This is a genomic window from Streptomyces sp. NEAU-174 (assembly GCF_052665095.1).
On record NZ_JBQTCE010000009.1, the window covers coordinates 425,050 to 444,690 of the forward strand.

Consider the following 19,641-nt stretch of genomic DNA (forward strand, 5'->3'; position numbering starts at 1 on the left):
AATTGAGGGCGGTCATCACGTCAGGACCTTCCGAATTCGTTGTTGATGATGTCGAAGATGTCTTCGGCGGAGGCGGCGTCGAGATCGAGTTCATCGTCGTCGGCACCGTCGCCGCCCGCCGCGTTCTCGTTCTCGTTCCAGGTCCGCAACAGCGCTTCGAGGCGTGCGGTGACCCGCTCGCGTTCCGTCGCGTCGTCGGAGACGTTGGAAAGGGTGAATTCCAGCTTGTCGATTTCGGCGAGGACGGGGAGTCCGGGCGTGGTGTCCTCGCCGAGCAGGTCGGCGCGCAGCACACCGGCGAGCGCGCTGGGAGTCGGGTGGTCGAAGACCAGCGTGGCGGTGAGCTGGAGTCCGGTGGCCGCGCCCAGCCGGTTGCGGAGTTCGACGGCGGTGAGGGAGTCGAAGCCCAGCTCCTTGAAGGCCCGGCCCGCCTGGACGGCCGTGGTGTCGTCGTGTCCGAGGACGGCGGCGACCTCCGTACGGACGAGGTCGAGCAGGACCTTCTCGGCCTCGGGCCCGGTGAGCCCCGCGAGCCGCTGCCGCAGGGACTCCGCCGGTGCCTCGGCCGAACCGCCGCCGGTACCGTCCGCGCCTTCCGCCGGGTCCGCCGCGAGGGCGGCACGCACCTCGGGCAGATCGGCGATGAGCGGGCGGGGGCGGGCCGCGGCGAAGACGGGCGCGAAGCGGCCCCAGTCGACGTCGGCCACGGCCACGGCGGTCTCGTTCCGGTCCAGCGCCTGCTGGAGTGCGGCGATGGCGGAGTGCGGGGCCATCGCCGGCAGGCCACGGCGGCGCAGTTGCTCGGCCGCCTCGTCGTCGGCGACGAGCCCGCCGTCCGCCCACGGGCCCCAGGCCACCGAGGTGGCGGCGAGGCCACGGGCCCGGCGCTGTTCGGCCAGCGCGTCCAGGAAGGCGTTTCCGGCCGCGTACGCGCCCTGGCCGCCACTGCCCCAGACCGCGGCGATCGAGGAGAAGAGCACGAAGGCGTCCAACTCGGTGTCGCCGAGCAGCGCGTCCAGATGGGCCGCGCCCGCCACCTTGGCGGACACCACATCGGCGACATCGGCCGGGGTGGTCTCCGCGAGCGGTGCGAACTGTCCGGCGCCCGCCGTGTGCACGACGGCCGTGAGCGGATGCTGCGGGTGTTCGTCGCGGATCCGGGCCAGCAGCCCGGCCACCGCGTCCCGGTCGGTGACATCGCAGGCGACGACGGTCACCCGGGCGCCGGACGCGGCGAGTTCGTCGCGCAGCTCGGCGGCGCCGGGGGCGTCGGGGCCGCGGCGGCTGGTGAGCACCAGATGCCCGGCGCCGTTCTCCGCCAGCCAGCGGGCCACATGGGCGCCCAGCGCGCCGGTGCCGCCGGTGACCAGGACGGTGCCGCGCGGCCGCCAGGGCGCGCCGGTGGCCGGGGCGCGCTCGGCGTGGGCGAGCCGGCGGGCCAGCACTCCGGCCGTACGGATCGCCAGCTGGTCCTCGTCGCCGTCGCCGTGTCCGCCGAGCACACCGGCCAGGCGGTCGGCGGCCCGTTCGTCGAGCGTGGCGGGCAGGTCGATCAGACCGCCCCAGCGCTCGGGGTGCTCCAGCGCGACCACCCGGCCCAGGCCCCAGATCTGCGCCTGCGCGGCGCTGCCGACCGGCTCCGAGGCGGCGGTGGCGACGGCGCCGGTGGTGGCGCACCACAGCGGGGCGTCCAGTCCCGCGTCGCCGAGCGCCCGCACCAGCACTCCGGTGCGCAGCAGTCCGGTGGGCACGGCGGGGTGGTCGGGGTGCGCACGCTCGTCCAGCGCGAGCAGCGACAGCACGCCGTGCACGGGCTCGTCGGCCGCGGCCCGCCGGATCCGGTCGGCCAGGGCGTCCCGGTCGAGGTCCGCACCGTCGGCCGCGATGCGCCGGATGTCGGCGCCCCGGTCGGCCAGCGCGGCCACGACACGCCGCACGGTGTCGGAGTGGCCCGCGGACGCGGCCGGTTCGGCGACCAGCCAGACGCCGGGGGCGGCGGCGAGCCGGGGCTCCTCCAGCGGCTTCCAGGTGACGCGGTAGCGCCAGCCGTCGAGCGCGGACTGCTCGCGCTCACGCCGCCGCCACGCGGACAGCGCCGGGAGCAGCGCGCTGAGCGGCTGGTCCACGTCGATGCCCACGGCGTCCGACAGCGAGGCGAGGTCATCGCCCTCGACCGCCGCCCAGAACCGGGCGCCGGCCGTGTCGTCGGCCGTGGCCTCCTGGCCGGGCGTGGGGTGCGGGGTGCCCTCGAGCCAGTAGCGCCGCCGCTGGAACGCGTAGGTGGGCAGCTCGACGCGGCGGGCGCCGGTCCCGGCGAACAGCGCCTCCCAGTCCAGTGCCGCGCCCCGGACGTGCAGCGCGGCGAGGGCGCCGGTCAGCGTCTCGGTCTCGGGGCGCCCGGCGCGCAGCACGGGTACGAAGGCCACGTCCTCGGCGCCCTCGTCCCCGGCGGTGACACAGTCCTGCGCCATGGCGGACAGCACCCCGTCCGGGCCCAGTTCGACGTAGGTGGTGACCCCCTGGGCCTCCAGGGCGCGCACCCCGTCGAGGAAGCGGACGGCGTGGCGGACGTGGCGCACCCAGTAGTCGGCGGCCATGCCCAGCTCGTCGGAGATCTGCTGTCCGGTGACGGTGGAGACGATCGGGATGCGCGGCGCGTTGTAGGTGAGCCCCTCGGCGACCTTGCGGAACTCGGCGAGCATGCCGTCCATCAGCGGGGAGTGGAACGCGTGGCTCACGGTGAGCCGCTTGGTCTTGCGGCCCCGCGCCGCGAAACCGGAAGCGATCTCCAGCGCCGCGTCCTCATCACCCGCGATGACCACCGACGTGGGCCCGTTGAGCGCGGCGATGCCGACACGCTCGGTGAGCAGCGGCTCGACCTCGTCCTCCGCCGCCTGGAGCGCGATCATCGCGCCGCCGGAGGGCAGTTCCTGCATCAGCCGGCCGCGCGCGGCCACCAGCGTGGCGGCGTCCTCCAGCGACAGCACCCCGGCCACGTGCGCCGCGGCCAGCTCGCCGATGGAGTGCCCGGTCAGGACGTCCGGCCGCAGCCCGGCGGCCTCGGCCAGCCGGAACAGCGCCACCTCGACGGCGAACAGCGCGGGCTGGGTGAATCCGGTCCGGTCCAGCGGCTCCTTGTCGTCCCCGAACAGCACGTCGTACAGCGGCCGTTCCAGGTGCCGGTCCAGCTCGGCGCAGACCGCGTCCAGCGCCTCCGCGAAGACGGGGCTGGCCTCGTACAGTTCACGGCCCATACCCAGCCGCTGGCTGCCCTGCCCGGTGAAGAGCACGGCGGTACGGCCCTGCGCGGGCACGCCCCGGACCAGCTGCGCGGCGGACTCGCCGCGCGCCAGGGCGGTCAGCCCCGCGAGCAGCCGGTCCCGGTCCTGGCCGAGGACCACCGCGCGGTGCTCCAGGGCGGACCGGGTGGTGGCCAGCGAGTACGCCACGTCCACCGCGTCCAGCCCGGCGTCGGCCTCGAGGTGGGCGCGCAGCCGCTCGGCCTGGGCGCGCAGCGCGTCCTCGCCCTTGGCCGACAGCGGCCAGGCCACCACATCGGGCCGGACGAGCGGGTGCCGCGGTGCGGCTTCCCCGGCCGTCTCGTCGTGGACCGGTGCCTGCTCCAGCACCGTATGGGCGTTGGTGCCGCTGAAGCCGAACGAGGAGACGCCCGCGCGGCGCGGACGGCCGGTCTCCGGCCACTCCACCTGCTCGGTCAGCAGCGACACCGCGCCCGCCGACCAGTCCACGTGTGACGACGGCTCGTCCACGTGCAGCGTCCGCGGCAGCACACCGTGCCGCATGGCCAGCACCATCTTGATGACGCCCGCGACACCGGCCGCGGCCTGGGTGTGGCCGATGTTGGACTTGATGGCGCCCAGCCACAGCGGCCGGTCCGCGTCCCGCTCCTGCCCGTACGTGGCGAGCAGCGCCTGCGCCTCGATCGGGTCGCCGAGCCGGGTGCCGGTGCCATGGGCCTCGACCGCGTCCACCTCGGCGGCGGACAGACCCGCACCGGCCAGCGCCTGGCGGATGACGCGCTGCTGGGCGGGGCCGTTGGGCGCGGTCAGACCGTTGGAGGCGCCGTCCTGGTTGATGGCGGAGCCACGGACGAGCGCCAGCACGGGGTGGCCGTTGCGGCGGGCGTCCGACAGCCGCTCCACGAGCAGCATGCCCACGCCCTCGCCCCAGCCGGTGCCGTCCGCGCCGTCCGCGAACGCCTTGCAGCGGCCGTCCGGGGCCAGCCCGCGCTGACGGCTGAACTCGATGTACGCGCCGGGGCTGGACATGACCGTCACACCGCCCGCGAGCGCGAGCGAGCACTCGCCCTGGCGCAGCGCCTGGATCGCCCAGTGCAGTGCCACCAGCGACGACGAGCAGGCCGTGTCGACGGTGACCGCCGGGCCCTCCAGGCCGAAGGTGTAGGCGAGCCGGCCGGAGACCACGCTGGCCGCGTTGCCCGTGCCCAGGTAGCCCTCGACGCCCTCGGGGACGGTGTGCAGCGAGGCGTCGTAGTCCTGCCCGTTGGAGCCGACGAAGACTCCGGCGGAGGTGCCGCGCAGCGCCGCCGGGTCGATGCCCGCGCGCTCGAACGCCTCCCACGAGGTCTCCAGCAGCAACCGCTGCTGCGGGTCCATCGCCAGCGCCTCGCGCGGCGAGATCCCGAAGAACGCGGCGTCGAAGTGGCCCGCGTCGTAGAGGAATCCACCCTCGCGTGCGTAGAAGGTGCCGCGCGCGTCCGGGTCCGGGTCGTACAGCGCGTCCAGGTCCCAGCCGCGGTCGGCCGGGAACTCGGCGATGGCGTCCCCGCCCGCGGTGAGCAGCTGCCACAGCTCCTCGGGCGACCGCACCCCGCCCGGGAAGCGGCAGCTCATGGCGACGATGGCGATCGGATCGTCATCGGCGGCGGCCGTCACCGAAGCCGGGCGGGAAGCATCGGTGCTCGTTCCGATGAGTTCGCCGCGCAGATAGCCCGCGAGGGCGGAGGCCGTCGGGTAGTCGAAGACCAGGGTGGCGGGCAGTTGGACACCGCTGGCGGCGCCGAGCCGGTTGCGCAGCTCGACGGCGGTCAGCGAGTCGAAGCCCAGCTCGCCGAAGGCACGGTCGGCGCCGATGGACTCCGAGCCGTCGTGTCCGAGCACCGCGGCCACCTGCGTACGGACCAGGTCCAGCAGCAGCCGGTCCCGCTCCGCCTCGCCCAGCCCGGCCAGCCGGGTGGCGAGCGAGGAGCCGTCGGCCGCGGGCGCGGTGGCGGTGGCCTCCGCCGCCGCGCGGATCTCCGGGAGCTCCGCGAGCAGACGGCTGGGCCGGGCGGCGGTGAAGTCCGGTGCGAACCGGTCCCAGTCGATGTCCGCGACCGTGACCACCGTGTCGTCGAGGTCGAGCGCCCGCTGGAGCGCGCCGATCGCCAACTCGGCTTCCATCGGCGGCAGTCCGCCGCGCCGCAGACGCTGCTCCAGCGCCCCGTCCGTGGCCATCCCGCCCTCGGCCCACGGGCCCCAGGCGATCGAGGTGGCGGGCAGGCCCTCGGCGCGGCGCCGCTCGGCGAGCGCGTCCACGTAGGCGTTGGCGGCCGCGTAGTTGCCCTGTCCGGCGGCGCCGAACGTGCCGCTGATCGAGGAGAACAGCACGAAGGCCGACAGCTCCCGATCGCGCGTCAGCTCGTCGAGATGGGCCGCGGCGGCCGCCTTGGCGCGCAGGACGCCGGTGAAGCGCTCGGGGGTGAGCGCGTCCAGTACGCCGTCGTCCAGCACCCCGGCCGTGTGCACCACACCGGTCAGCGGAAGCTCGGCCGGGATGTCGGCGAGGAGCGCCTCGACCTGGGCGCGGTCGGCCACGTCGCACGCGGCGACCGTCACCCGGGCGCCGGACGCGGCGAGTTCGTCGCGGAGCTCGGCGGCGCCGGGGGCGTCGGGGCCACGGCGGCTGGTGAGCAGCACATGTTCGGCGCCGCCCGCGACCAGCCAGCGGGCCACCTGCGCGCCCAGCGCGCCCGTACCGCCGGTGACCAGGGTCGTACCGGCACCCGGGCGCCAGGAGCCGACGGCGGACGCGGACGCGGGCACGGAGGCCCGGACGAGGCGGCGTCCGAACACGCCCGACGCCCGCACCGCCACCTGATCCTCGCCACCGACACCGGCACCGTTACCGCCACCGGCCAGCACCTCCGCCAGCCGCCCCAGCGCACGCTCGTCGGCCGTCTCCGGGAGGTCGACCAGACCGCCCCAGCGCTCGGGCACCTCCAGCGCGGCCACCCGGCCCAGGCCCCAGAGCCGCGCCTGCGCGGGGCTGACCGTTCCGTCCGAACGGCCCACGGCCACCGCGCCCCGCGTGGCCACCCACAGCGGCGCGCCGATGCCCGCGTCGCCCAGGGCCTGTGTCAGCGCGGCCGTCCGCAGCAGCCCATCGCCGTTGCCATCGCTGTCGCTGTCGTTGTCCGCGAGGGCCAGCAGGGAGAGCACACCGCCGGTCACGGGCGCGTCGCCGATGGCCCTGGCCAGCCGTTCGGCCACCGTGGCGCGGTCGTCGTCGGCGGTCAGCTCGACGCGGCGTACGTCGAGGCCACGGTCGTTCAGCAGCCGTACGGCACCCGCGACCCATGCGTCCTCGGCCGCCTCGGCCGGTACCACGACGAGCCAGCCGCCGCTCAGGGACGCGGCGGAACGGTCGGTGACCGGCTTCCACGACACCCGATAGCGCCAGCCGTCCACCGTCGAACGCTCCGACTGCTGCCGCCGCCACGACGACAGCGAGGGCAGCAGGGCCTCCAGCGCGCCGCTGTCCTCGGTGCCGAGGTTCAGGGTCTCGGCGAGCGAGGCCAGGTCCGCACGCTCGACGGCGTCCCAGAAACGGGCGTCGACGGCGCTCTGCGCCGTGGCCTCGGGGGTAGCGGTGGCCGTCCGCACATCCAGCCAGTAGCGCCGCCGCTGGAAGGCGTACGTCGGCAGCTCCACGCGCCGCGTGCCGGTTCCGGCGTAGAACGCCTCCCAGTCCGGCGAGAGCCCCCGGGTGTGCAGGGCGGCGAGAGCGGTGGTGATGGTCTCGGCCTCGGGTCGGCCACCGCGCAGGGCGGCGACGAAGCCCGCCGTACCACCTTCGGTGAGGCAGTCCTGGCCCATGGCGGAGAGCACGCCGTCGGGGCCGAGTTCGAGGTAGGTGGTGGCGCCCTGGGCCTCGAGGGTGCGAATGCCGTCGAGGAAGCGGACGGCCTCGCGGACGTGGCGGACCCAGAAGTCGGGGGTCGTGATCTCCTCGGCTGAGACCACGTTTCCGGTGAGGTTGGAGACGATCGGGATGCGCGGGGCCTCGTACGTAAGCCCCTGCGCCACCTCGCGGAACGCCTCCAACATGCCGTCCATACGCGGGGAGTGGAACGCATGGCTGACCGTGAGCCGCTTGGTCTTACGGCCCTGGGCCTCGAACGCGGCTGCGATCGCGACAGCCGCGTCCTCGTCGCCCGCGATGACCACGGAGGTCGGGCCGTTGAGGGCGGCGATCGAGACGCGCTCGGTGAGCAGCGGCGCCACCTCGTCCTCCGACGCCTGCACCGCGATCATCGCGCCACCCGCCGGAAGCTCCTGCATCAACCGACCACGCGCCGCCACCAACTTCGCCGCATCCGCCAGCGAGAGCACACCCGCCACATGCGCAGCGGCCAGCTCACCGATCGAATGCCCGGAGAGGAAGTCGGGCCGCAGCCCCCACGCCTCCGAAACCAGCCGGAACAACGCCACCTCGACCGCGAACAACGCAGGCTGAGTGAACCCGGTCTGGTCGAGCGCCTCGGCGTCACCCCCGAACAACACATCCCGCAACGGCCGCTCCAAATGCGGGTCCAGCTCCGCACACACCGCGTCGAACGCCTCCGCGAACACCGGGTAGGCGTCGTACAGCTCACGCCCCATCCCCAGCCGCTGGCTCCCCTGACCGGTGAACAGGAACGCCAGCTTCCCGGCCACCGGCGAGCCCTGGACCAGGCCCGTGGCCGGTTCACCGGAGGCCAGCGCCTCCAGGGCGCGCAGGAAGCCCTCGCGGCCGTCGGCCACCAGCACCGCCCGGTCCTCGAAGGCGGTGCGCCCGGCGGCGAGGGTGTAGCCGATGGCGGCCAGGTCCACGTCCTCTTCGGTGGCGCGCAGCCGGTCGCGCAGGCGGCGGGCCTGGTCGCGCAGCGCGTCGCCGCCCACGGCCGACAGCGGCCACGGCAGCACCGGCGGTACGGCGGACGGCCGCGCCGCCGCGTCCTCGCGGTCCTCGACGGCCGGCGGCTGCTCGATGATGGTGTGCGCGTTGGTGCCGCTGATGCCGAACGACGACACACCGGCGCGGCGCGGACGGCCGGTCTCCGGCCACGCCATCGGCTCGGTCAGCAGCGAGACCGCGCCGTCCTCCCAGTCGACGTTCGGGGAGGGTGCGTCCACGTGCAGCGTCCGCGGCAGCACACCGTGCCGCATGGCCAGCACCATCTTGATGATGCCCGCGACACCTGCGGCGGCCTGCGTGTGGCCGATGTTGGACTTGATGGACCCGAGCCACAACGGCCGGTCCGGGGCACGCTCCTGCCCGTAGGTGGCGAGCAGCGCCTGCGCCTCGATCGGGTCACCCAGCGTCGTACCCGTGCCATGCGCCTCGACGACATCCACCTCGCCGGTCGCCAGCCCGGCGCTGGTCAGCGCCTGGCGGATGACGCGCTGCTGCGACGGACCGTTCGGCGCCGTCAAACCATTGGACGCACCGTCCTGGTTGATGGCCGAGCCCCGGACCACCGCGAGCACCGGGTGGCCGTTGCGCCGCGCGTCCGACAGCCGCTCCACGAGCAGCATGCCCGCGCCCTCGGCCCAGCCCGTGCCATCCGCACCGGCCGCGAACGACTTGCAGCGGCCGTCCGTGGCCAGGCCGCGCTGACGGCTGAAGTCGATGAACGTCTCGGGTGTGGCCATGACCGCCACGCCACCCGCCAGCGCCATCGTGCACTCGCCCGCGCGCAGCGCCTGGATCGCCCAGTGCAGCGCCACCAACGACGACGAGCACGCCGTGTCCACGGTGACCGCCGGGCCTTCGAGGCCGAAGGTGTACGCCACCCGCCCGGAGGCGATGGAGCCCGCGTTGCCGGTGCCGATGTAGCCCTCGACACCGTCGGGGATGCCGTCGAGGCCGGTCACGTAGTCGTGGTACATGACGCCCGCGAAGACGCCGACACGGCTGCCACGCACACTCACCGGGTCGATGCCCGCGCGCTCGAACGCCTCCCACGACGTCTCCAGCAGCAGCCGCTGCTGCGGATCCATCGCCAGCGCCTCACGCGGCGAGATCCCGAAGAAGTCCGGGTCGAAGTCGGCCGCGTCGTGGAGGAAACCGCCCTCGCGGGTGTACGAGGTGCCCGCGTGGTCGGGGTCCGGGTGGTAGAGGCCGTCGAGGTCCCAGCCACGGTCCACGGGGAAGCCGGAGATGCCGTCGCCGCCGGTGGCGACGAGCTCCCACAGCTCCTCCGGGGTGCGCACCCCGCCCGGGTAGCGGCAGCTCATGCCGACGATGACGATCGGGTCGTCGTCGAGTGCCGGGGCCGCCCCCGTCCGTACGGGAACGAGCGGCGCGGTCGTCTCCTCGGCGCCCAGCAGCTCCTCGCGCAGATGGCCGGCGAGGGCGGTGGGGGTCGGGTAGTCGAAGACGAGCGTCGCCGGGAGCCGCAGCCCGGTGACGGTCTTGAGGTCGTTGCGGAGTTCGACGGCGGTGAGCGAGTCGAAGCCCAGCTCCTTGAACGCCCGCCCGGCCTCGACCGCGTCCGGGCCCGCGTAGCCGAGCACCGCGGCGACCCGGCCGCACACCAACTCCAGCAGCTCCCGGTCCTGTTCGGGCCGCGCGAGCCCGGCGAGGCGCTGGGCGAGCGAGGAGCCGTCGGCGGTGGCGGCCGTGGCGGCGGCCCGCCGGACCGGGGTCCGCACCAGGCCGCGGAACAGCGCCGGTACGGTCCCGGTCGCCGTGGCCTCGGTGCGCAGCCCCGCGTAGTCGAGCCGCATCGGGAACAGCACGGCGGCGCCGTCGGCGCGGGCCGCGTCGAAGAGCGCGAGCCCCTCGTCGGCGGCGATCGGGGCGACCCCGCCGCGCGCGATGCGCCGCAGGTCCACCTCGTCCAGCTCGCTGCCCATGCCCGCACCGGCCCACAGGCCCCAGGCCAGCGCGGTGGCCGGGAGCCCCCGGGCGACGCGGTGCTGCGCGAGCGCCTCGAGGAAGGAGTTGGCGGCGGCGTAGCTCGCCTGTCCGGGCGCGCCGAACACGGCGGCGGCACCGGAGAACAGCACGAACGCGGACAGCTCGTGGCCGCGGGTCAGCTCGTGCAGGTTCAGCGCCGCGTCCACCTTGGGGCGCAGTACGTGTGCCACCCGCTCGGGCGTCAGCGAGCCGAGGATGCCGTCGTCCAGGACGCCCGCCGTGTGCACCACGGCGGTCAGCGGGTGCTCGGCCGGGATGGCGGCCAGGGTCGCGGCCAGCGCGTCGCGGTCGGCCGCGTCGCAGGCCGCCCAGGTGACGGTGGCACCGGCCGCGGTGAGCTCGGCGCCCAGTTCCTCGGCGCCGTCGGCGTCGGCGCCACGGCGGCTGACGAGCAGCAGGTGGCGTACGCCGTGGGTGGCGACGAGGTGGCGGGCGAAGAGGCCGCCGAGGGTTCCGGAGGCGCCGGTGATCAGGACGGTGCCGTTGGGGTCGTACGACGGGACGGTGGCGGTTTCCGCGCCGGGGTTTTCGGTGTTCGTGTCGGGGCTTTCGGTGTCCGTGTCGTCCGTGACCGGCACCCGCGCCAGCCGTGGCGCGAGCGCCACGCCCGCGCGCAGCGCCAGCTCCGCCTCGTCCACGCCGAGCGCGGCGGGCACCGTACGGTACGAGCCCTCCTCGCCGTCCACGTCCAGCAGCACCAGACGGCCCGGGTTCTCCGACTGCGCGGAGCGGAACAGACCGCGCACGGCGGCGTACGGCAGATCCGCCACGCCCGCGCCCGGCTCGGTCTCCACCGCGCCCCTGGTCAGCAGCACCAGCCGCGACCCGGCGAACCGCTCATCGGCCAGCCACTCCTGGAGCAGGGCGAGCATGGCCCGCGTGGCCTCGTGCACGGCCGACGCGCCGCCGTCGCCACCGGTGGCGCTCAGCAGGACGGTGCCGGGCACGGGTGCCCCGGACTCCACGGCCGTCCGCAGCACCGCCAGATCGCGGTACGCGGCGAGCCGGACGCCGGACCCGAACGCGCCCTCCAGCGCGGCCAGTTCGGCGGCGTCCGCGCCGAGCACCGCCCAGTCGCCCGTGACCGCGCCGCTCGCGGGCGCCGGAACCGCCGTCCAGTCCAGCCGGAACAGCGACTCGTGCAGCCCGCCGCGCGCCGCGCGCACCTGGTCGGCCGAGGCCGCCCGCAGCGCCACGGACTCGACCGTGGCCACCGGACGGCCCGTGCCGTCGGCCACCAGCAGCGAGACCGCGTTCGACGACCGCTCGGACAGCCGCACCCGCAGCGCACCGGCCCCGGCCGCGTGCAGTTGAACGCCGTTCCACGCGAACGGCAGCAGCGCGCCCTCGGCCAGTGCCGACGCGCGGTCGGCGCTGTCGAGGCCGATGATGTGCAGCGCGGCGTCGAGCAGGGCCGGGTGCAGCCCGAACCGCTCGGCCTCGGCGCCGGACGTCAGCGGCGCGTCCTCGGGGAAGCCCACCTCGGCGTAGAGGTCCTCGCCGAGCCGCCAGGCGCCCTTGAGCCCCTGGAACACCGGCCCGTAGCCGAGGCCCGCCCCGGCCAGCTCCTCGTACAGCCCCTCGACCGCGATCGGCGTCGCGCCCTGCGGCGGCCAGACGGCCAGTACATCGGGCTGGTCGGACTCGGGCGTCCGGGCACCGGGTGCGAGCACACCGGCGGCGTGGCGCGTCCACGGCTCGGTGCCGAGCGCGTCCTGCCGACGCGAGTGCAGGCTGAAGGAACGGCGGCCGGACTCGTCCGGACCGTCCACGACGAGCTGCACCCGCACCCCGGTGTGCTCGGGCAGCACGAGCGGGGCTTCGAGGGTCAGTTCGTCCAGCCGCTCACAGCCGACCTGGGCGCCCGCCGTGCTCGCCAGCTCGACGAAGGCGGTGCCGGGCAGCAGCACGGTGTCCATGACCGCGTGGTCGGCCAGCCAGGGGTGGGTGCGGGTGGAGAGCACCCCGGTGAGCAGGAGGCCATCGGCGTCCGCGAGCGCGACGGCGGCGCCGAGGAGCGGATGGTCGATGTCGCCCAGCCCGATCGACTCGGGGTCGCCGGCCGCGAGGGCGGCGGCGCTGGGCCAGTAGCGCTGCCGCTGGAAGGCGTAGGTGGGCAGCTCGGCCGGGTCCACGGGGGCGGCACCCGCACCGGCGAACACGGCCGCCCAGTCGGGCGTCACACCACGGACGTGCGCGCGTGCGACGGCCGAGAGCAGCGCCTCGGGCTCGGGGCGGTCCTTGCGCAGAGCGGCGGCGAAGGCGGCGTCGGACGCGGAGTCGGTCACGCACTCCTGCGCCATGGCGGAGAGGACGCCGTCGGGGCCGAGTTCGAGGTAGGTGGTGACGCCCTGGGCCTCGAGGGTGCGAATGCCGTCGAGGAAGCGGACGGCTTCGCGGACGTGGCGGACCCAGAACTCGGGGCTGGTGATCTCCTCGGCGGAGACGACGTTTCCGGTGAGGTTGGAGACGATGGGGATGCGTGGGGATTCGTAGGTGAGCCCCTGCGCCACCTCGCGGAACGCGTCCAGCATCCCGTCCATACGCGGGGAGTGGAACGCGTGGCTCACGGTGAGCCGCTTGGTCTTACGGCCCTGGGACTCGAAACCGGCGGCGATCTCCAGAGCCGCGTCCTCGTCACCCGCGATAACCACAGAGGTCGGGCCATTGAGCGCGGCGATCGAGACGCGCTCGGTCAGCAGCGGCGCCACCTCGTCCTCCGACGCCTGGACGGCAATCATCGCGCCGCCGGCGGGCAGCTCCTGCATCAACCGCCCACGAGCGGCCACCAACTTCGCCGCATCGGCGAGCGAGAGCACATCCGCCACATGCGCGGCGGCCAGCTCACCGATCGAATGCCCGGAGAGGAAGTCCGCTTTGAGACCCCACGCCTCCAGCAGCCGGAACAACGCCACCTCAACCGCGAACAACGCGGGCTGAGTGAACCCGGTCTGATCCAGTACCGCCGCGTCATCCCCGAACAGCACATCCCGCAACGGCCGCTCAAGGTACAGATCCAGATGCGCACACACCTCATCCAACGCATCCGCGAACACCGGGAAGGCGTCGTAGAGCTCACGCCCCATGCCGAGCCGCTGGCTGCCCTGCCCCGTGAACAGGAACGCCACCTTGCCCTCGGCGACCGTCCCCTCGACCACACCCGGGGCGGACTCGCCCCGGGCCAGCGCGTCGAGTGTCCGCAGCAGTTCGTCCCGCTCGCCGACGGTCAGCACCGCACGCCGCTCCAGGGCGGCGCGGCCGACGGCCAGGGCGCGGGCGAGGTCGAGCGGTGCCGCCTCCGGGCGCGACACGATGTGGGTGTGCAGCCGCGCGGCCTGCCCCCGCAGCGCTTCGGCGTTCTTGGCCGACAGCGCGAACGGCAGAAGGCCGCCGAGGCCATGCCGCTCAGGCGCCTCGTCCGGTGCGTCGACCGCCGGTGCCTGCTCGATGATGGTGTGCGCGTTGGTGCCACTGATGCCGAACGAGGAGATACCCGCGCGGCGCGGACGGCCGGTCTCCGGCCACACCATCTGCTCGCTCAGCAGCGAGACCGCGCCCGCCGACCAATCCACATGTGGCGACGGCGCGTCCACGTGCAACGTCTGCGGCAGCACACCGTGCCGCATCGCCAGCACCATCTTGATGATGCCCGCGACACCTGCGGCGGCCTGCGTGTGGCCGATGTTGGACTTGATGGACCCCAGCCACAGCGGCCGCTCCGGGGCACGCCCCTGCCCGTAGGTGGCGAGCAGCGCCTGCGCCTCGATCGGGTCGCCCAGCGTCGTACCCGTGCCATGCGCCTCGACGACATCGACATCGCCGGTCGTCAGCCCGGCGCTGGTCAGCGCCTGTCGGATGACACGCTGCTGGGACGGGCCGTTCGGCGCCGTCAGACCATTGGACGCACCGTCCTGGTTGATCGCGCTGCCGCGTACGACCGCCAGCACCGGATGGCCGTTGCGCCGCGCGTCCGACAGCCGCTCGACCAGCAGCATGCCCGCGCCCTCGCCCCAGCCGGTGCCATCCGCACCGGCCGCGAACGCCTTGATCCGGCCATCGGCGGCCAGTCCGCGCTGACGGCTGAAGTCGATGAAGTTCTCGGGGGTGGACATCACCGTGACGCCGCCCGCGAGCGCCATCGTGCACTCGCCCTGCCGCAGCGCCTGCACCGCCAGATGCAGTGCCACCAGCGAGGACGAGCAGGCCGTGTCGACCGTGACGGCAGGGCCTTCGAGACCGAAGGTGTAGGCGACCCGCCCGGACACCACGCTCGCCGCGTTGCCCGTGCCCAGATGGCCCTCCAGGCCCTCGGGCGCCTGCATCAGCAGCGAGAGATAGTCCTGGCCGTTGGTCCCGGCGAAGACACCGATCTGCTGACCGCGCAGCGCGCCCGGGTCGATGCCCGCGCGCTCGAACGCCTCCCAGGAGGTCTCCAGCAGCAACCGCTGCTGCGGATCCATGGCGAGCGCCTCACGCGGCGAGATCCCGAAGAACGCCGCGTCGAAGTCTCCGGCGTCGTAGAGGAAACCGCCCTCACGCGTGTACGACGTCCCCTGACGGTCCGGGTCCGGGTCGTACAGCCCCGCCAGATCCCAGCCACGGTCGGCCGGGAACTCCGCAATGGCGTCCCCGCCAGACGTCAGCAGCGCCCACAGCTCCTCGGGCGACCGCACCCCACCCGGGAAACGGCAGCTCATCGCCACGATCGCGATCGGATCGTCGGCCACCGCGACCGCCGGAGCCACCACGCCACCCGCCGCCACGGCGTCCGCGCCCAGCAGTTCAGCGCGCAGATGGTCGGCGAGGGCGATGGCGTTGGGGTAGTCGTAGATGAGCGTGGCGGGCAACCGCAGGCCGGTCGCCGCGTTCAGCCGGTTGCGGAGTTCGACGGCGGTGAGCGAGTCGAAGCCCAGCTCCTTGAAGGCGCGTCCGGCCTCCACCGCCTCGGCCCCGACGTGCCCCAGCACCGACGCGACCTGCGTACGCACCAACTCCAGCAGTGTCTGTACGCGCTCGTTCTCCGTCAGCCCGGACAGCCGCTCCGCGAGTGTGCCGGTACCGGTCCCGGTGGTGGCGGCCGGGCGCGGTGCGCCCTCGGCGGCCGGCGCCGGGCGCGCGGCCCGCACCTCGCCGAACAGCGCGCTCGGCCGTACGGCGGTGAACTCGGCGAGGAACCGGCCCCAGTCGAGGTCCGCGACCGTCACGGTGGTGTCGTCCAGGTCCAGCGCCTGCCGCAGCGCGGTGAGCGCCGATTCGGGTGCCATCGGCGGCACTCCGTCGCGGCGCATCCGGCGCTCCAGCGCCTCGTCGGCGGCCATGCCGCCCTCGGCCCACGGGCCCCAGGCGATCGAGGTGGCGGGCAGGCCCTGGGCGCGGCGCAGCTCGGCCAGCGCGTCCAAGTAGGCGTTCGCCGCCGCGTAGTTGCCCTGCCCGGCGGCGCCCACCGACCCGGCGAGCGAGGAGAAGAGGACGAACGCCGAAAGGTCGAGGTCGCGGGTGAGCTCATGGAGGTTCCGCGCGGAGGTGGCCTTGGCGCGCACCACGCGCTCCAGCCGCTCGGCGTCCAGCGTGTCCACGAGGCCGTCGTCCAGCACACCGGCCGCGTGCACGACGGCGGTCAGCGGTAGCTCGGCCGGTATGGACGCCAGCAGCTCGGCGAGCGCGTCCTGGTCCGCCACATCACACGCGGCCACCGTCACCCGAGCGCCCGAGGCCACGAGCTCATCGCGCAGTTCCGCCGCGCCCGGGGCGTCGAGCCCCCGGCGGCTGGTGAGCACGACATGCTCGGCACCGTTCGCCACCAGCCAACGGGCCACATGCGCACCCAGCGCACCCGTACCACCCGTCACCAGCACCGAACCGGACGCCCGCCAGCCCTCGTCACCGGATGGCCGGGACCCGGAAGCCTCCGTCAGCCGGCGCCCGAAGACGCCCGAGGCCCGCACCGCGACCTGGTCCTCACCCGAGCCACCAGCACCGGCACCGGCACCGGCACCGGCACCGGCACCGGCCAGCACTCCCGCCAGCCGCCCCAGCGCACGCTCGTCGGCCGTCTCGGGAAGGTCGACCAGACCACCCCACCGCTCAGGCAGCTCCAACGCCGCCACCCGGCCAAGCCCCCACACCATCGCCTGGGCCGGGCTCACGACACCATCGGAACGCCCCACCGACACCGCACCCCGCGTCGCCACCCACAACGGCGCACCCACACCCGCATCGCCCAACGCCTGCACCAACGCGGCCGTACGCCACAGCCCCGCCTCGGACTCCACCGCCAGCAGGGAGAACACCCCCGCCACCGAACCGCCCACAACCGCCGTCCGCAGCTCCTCCGCGAGCCCGGCACGGTCCACCGCGTTCGACTCGACCACGCGCACATCCACACCACGCCCGGCCAGCATCCGCACCACACCCGTGGCCCAGGCACCCTCGGCCTCATCCGCCGGGACGACCACCAGCCAGCAGCCACCCAGCACCCCGGTGGCCAACCGCTCCGACACCGGCTTCCACGACACCCGGTAACGCCAGCCGTCCACCGCCGAACGCACCGACTCCTGCCGCCGCCACGACGACAACGCGGGCAACACCTCACCCAACGACAGCCCCGGATCCACCGCGAGCTCCGCCGCCAGCGCGGCCACATCCCCGCGCTCCACCACATCCCAGAACCGCCCGTCGACGGCACCGCCCGGCGCGACCTCCGACGCCGCCGGGGCCTCCTCCCACCAGTACCGGGTGCGCTGGAAGGCGTAGGTCGGCAGCTCGACGCGCCGGGCCCCGGTGCCCTCGAAGTAGCCGCCCCAGTCCGGGGACTGGCCCCGGACGTGCAGCAGGGCGAGCACGGTGGTCACCGACTCGGCCTCGGCACGGCCCTTCCGCAGCGTGGCGGCGAACGCGGCGTCCTCGCCGGTCACACACTCCTGCGCCATCGCCGAGAGAACGCCATCGGGGCCGAGCTCGACGAAGGTCGTCACACCCTCCGCTTCCAGCGTCCGCACACCGTCGAGGAAACGGACGGCCTCGCGGACGTGGCGCACCCAGAAGTCCGGGCTGGTGATCTCCTCGGCGGACACCACGCCACCGGTGAGGTTGGAGACGATGGGGATGCGCGGGGCCTCGTACGTAAGCCCCTGCGCCACCTCGCGGAACGCCTCCAGCATCCCGTCCATGCGCGGGGAGTGGAACGCATGGCTGACGGCGAGCCGCTTGGTCTTACGACCCTGGGCCTCAAAACCAGAAGCGATCGCGACAGCCGCGTCCTCATCACCCGCGATGACCACCGACGACGGGCCGTTGAGCGCGGCAATCGACACCCGCTCGGTCAGCAGCGGCGCCACCTCGTCCTCGGACGCCTGGACGGCAATCATCGCGCCACCGGTGGGCAGCTCCTGCATCAACCATCCACGAGCGGCCACCAACTTCGCCGCATCGGCGAGCGAGAGCACACCCGCCACATGCGCGGCAGCCAGCTCACCGATCGAGTGGCCGGACAGGAAGTCCGGCGTCAGGCCCCACGCCTCAACGAGCCGGAACAACGCCACCTCAACCGCGAACAACGCAGGCTGAGTGAACCCCGTCCGATCCAGTACCGCCGCGTCATCCCCGAACAACACATTTCGCAACGGCCGCTCAAGGTACAGATCCAGATGCGCACACACCTCATCCAGCGCATCCGCGAACACCGGGAACGCGCCGTACAGCTCACGCCCCATCCCCAGCCGCTGACTCCCCTGCCCCGTGAACAGGAACGCCACCTTGCCCTCAGCCACCGTCCCCTCAACCACATCCGGGACGGACTCACCCCGGGCCAGCGCGTCCAGGCCCGCCAGGAACGTCTCGCGGTCCGTGGTGACGAGGGCGGCGCGCCGCTCCAGCGCGGCGCGGCTGGTGGCGAGCGAGAAGGCGAGGTCGGTCGCGCTCAGCTCGGGGTGGGTGCGCAGGTGGGTGGCCAACTGTGCGGCCTGGGCGTGCAGCGCCTGCCCGTCCTTCGCCGACAGCAGCCACGGCAGCGCGGTCAGCTCACGCGGCGCGGGCTCCTCGGTCGGGGCAGCCGAAGCGGTCGGGGCCTGCTCGATGATGGTGTGCGCGTTGGTGCCACTGAGCCCGAAGGACGACACGCCCGCGCGGCGCGGACGGCCGGTCTCCGGCCACTCCACCCGCTCGGTCAGCAGCGAGACAGCCCCCGCCGACCAGTCCACATGCGGCGACGGCGCGTCCACATGCAACGTCTGCGGCAACACACCGTGCCGCATCGCCAGCACCATCTTGATGATGCCCGCGACACCGGCCGCCGCCTGCGTGTGGCCGATGTTGGACTTGATGGACCCCAGCCACAACGGCCGGTCCCCATCCCTCTCCTGCCCATACGTGGCCAGCAGCGCCTGCGCCTCGATCGGGTCACCCAGCGTCGTACCCGTACCGTGCGCCTCGACCGCGTCCACCTCACCGGCCGACAGCCCCGCACCGGCCAGCGCCTGCCGGATCACCCGCTGCTGCGAGGGACCGTTCGGCGCGGTCAGGCCATTGCTCGCACCATCCTGGTTGATCGCGCTGCCCCGCACGATGGCCAGCACCGGGTGGCCGTTCTTCTCCGCGTCCGACAGCCGCTCCACGAGCAGCATGCCGACGCCCTCGCCCCAGCCCGTGCCATCCGCACCGGCCGCGAACGCCTTGATCCGGCCGTCCGCAGCCAGCCCACGCTGACGGCTGAAGTCCACGAACGCCTCCGGCGTGGACATCACCGTGACGCCACCCGCGAGCGCCATCGTGCACTCACCGCCGCGCAGCGCCTGCACCGCCATGTGCAGGGCCACCAGCGACGACGAACACGCCGTGTCCACCGTCACCGCCGGGCCCTCGAGACCGAAGGTGTAAGCGACCCGCCCGGACACCACGCTCGCCGCGTTGCCCGTGCCCAGATGGCCCTCCAGGCCCTCGGGCGGGGTGGAGACGAGCCCGGCGTAGTCCTGGCCGTTGGTGCCCGCGAAGACACCCGTACGGCTGCCGCGCAGCGTGGCCGGGTCGATGCCCGCGCGCTCGAACGCCTCCCACGAGGTCTCCAGCAGCAACCGCTGCTGCGGATCCATGGCGAGCGCCTCACGCGGCGAGATCCCGAAGAACGCCGCGTCGAAGTCCCCGGCGTCGTAGAGGAAGCCACCCTCACGCGTGTACGACGTCCCCTGACGATCCGGGTCCGGGTCGTACAGCCCCGCCAGATCCCAGCCACGGTCGGCCGGGAACTCCGCGATGGCGTCCCCGCCAGACGTCAGCAGCGCCCACAGCTCCTCCGGCGACCGCACCCCACCCGGGAAACGGCAGCTCATCGCCACGATCGCGATCGGATCGTCGGCCACCGCGACCGCCGGAGCCACCACGCCACCCGCCGCCACGGCGTCCGCGCCCAGCAGTTCAGCGCGCAGATGGTCGGCGAGGGCG

At 74.1% G+C, this 19,641-nt stretch carries 1 protein-coding gene; it reads right to left on the minus strand.

Going from position 1 to position 19,641, the window contains the following annotated elements:
* Positions 1 to 20: 20 nt before the first annotated feature.
* On the minus strand, positions 21 to 19,641 hold a 19,621-nt coding region (locus tag ACT2CW_RS27180), incomplete at its 5' end, for a type I polyketide synthase (RefSeq protein ID WP_445518569.1).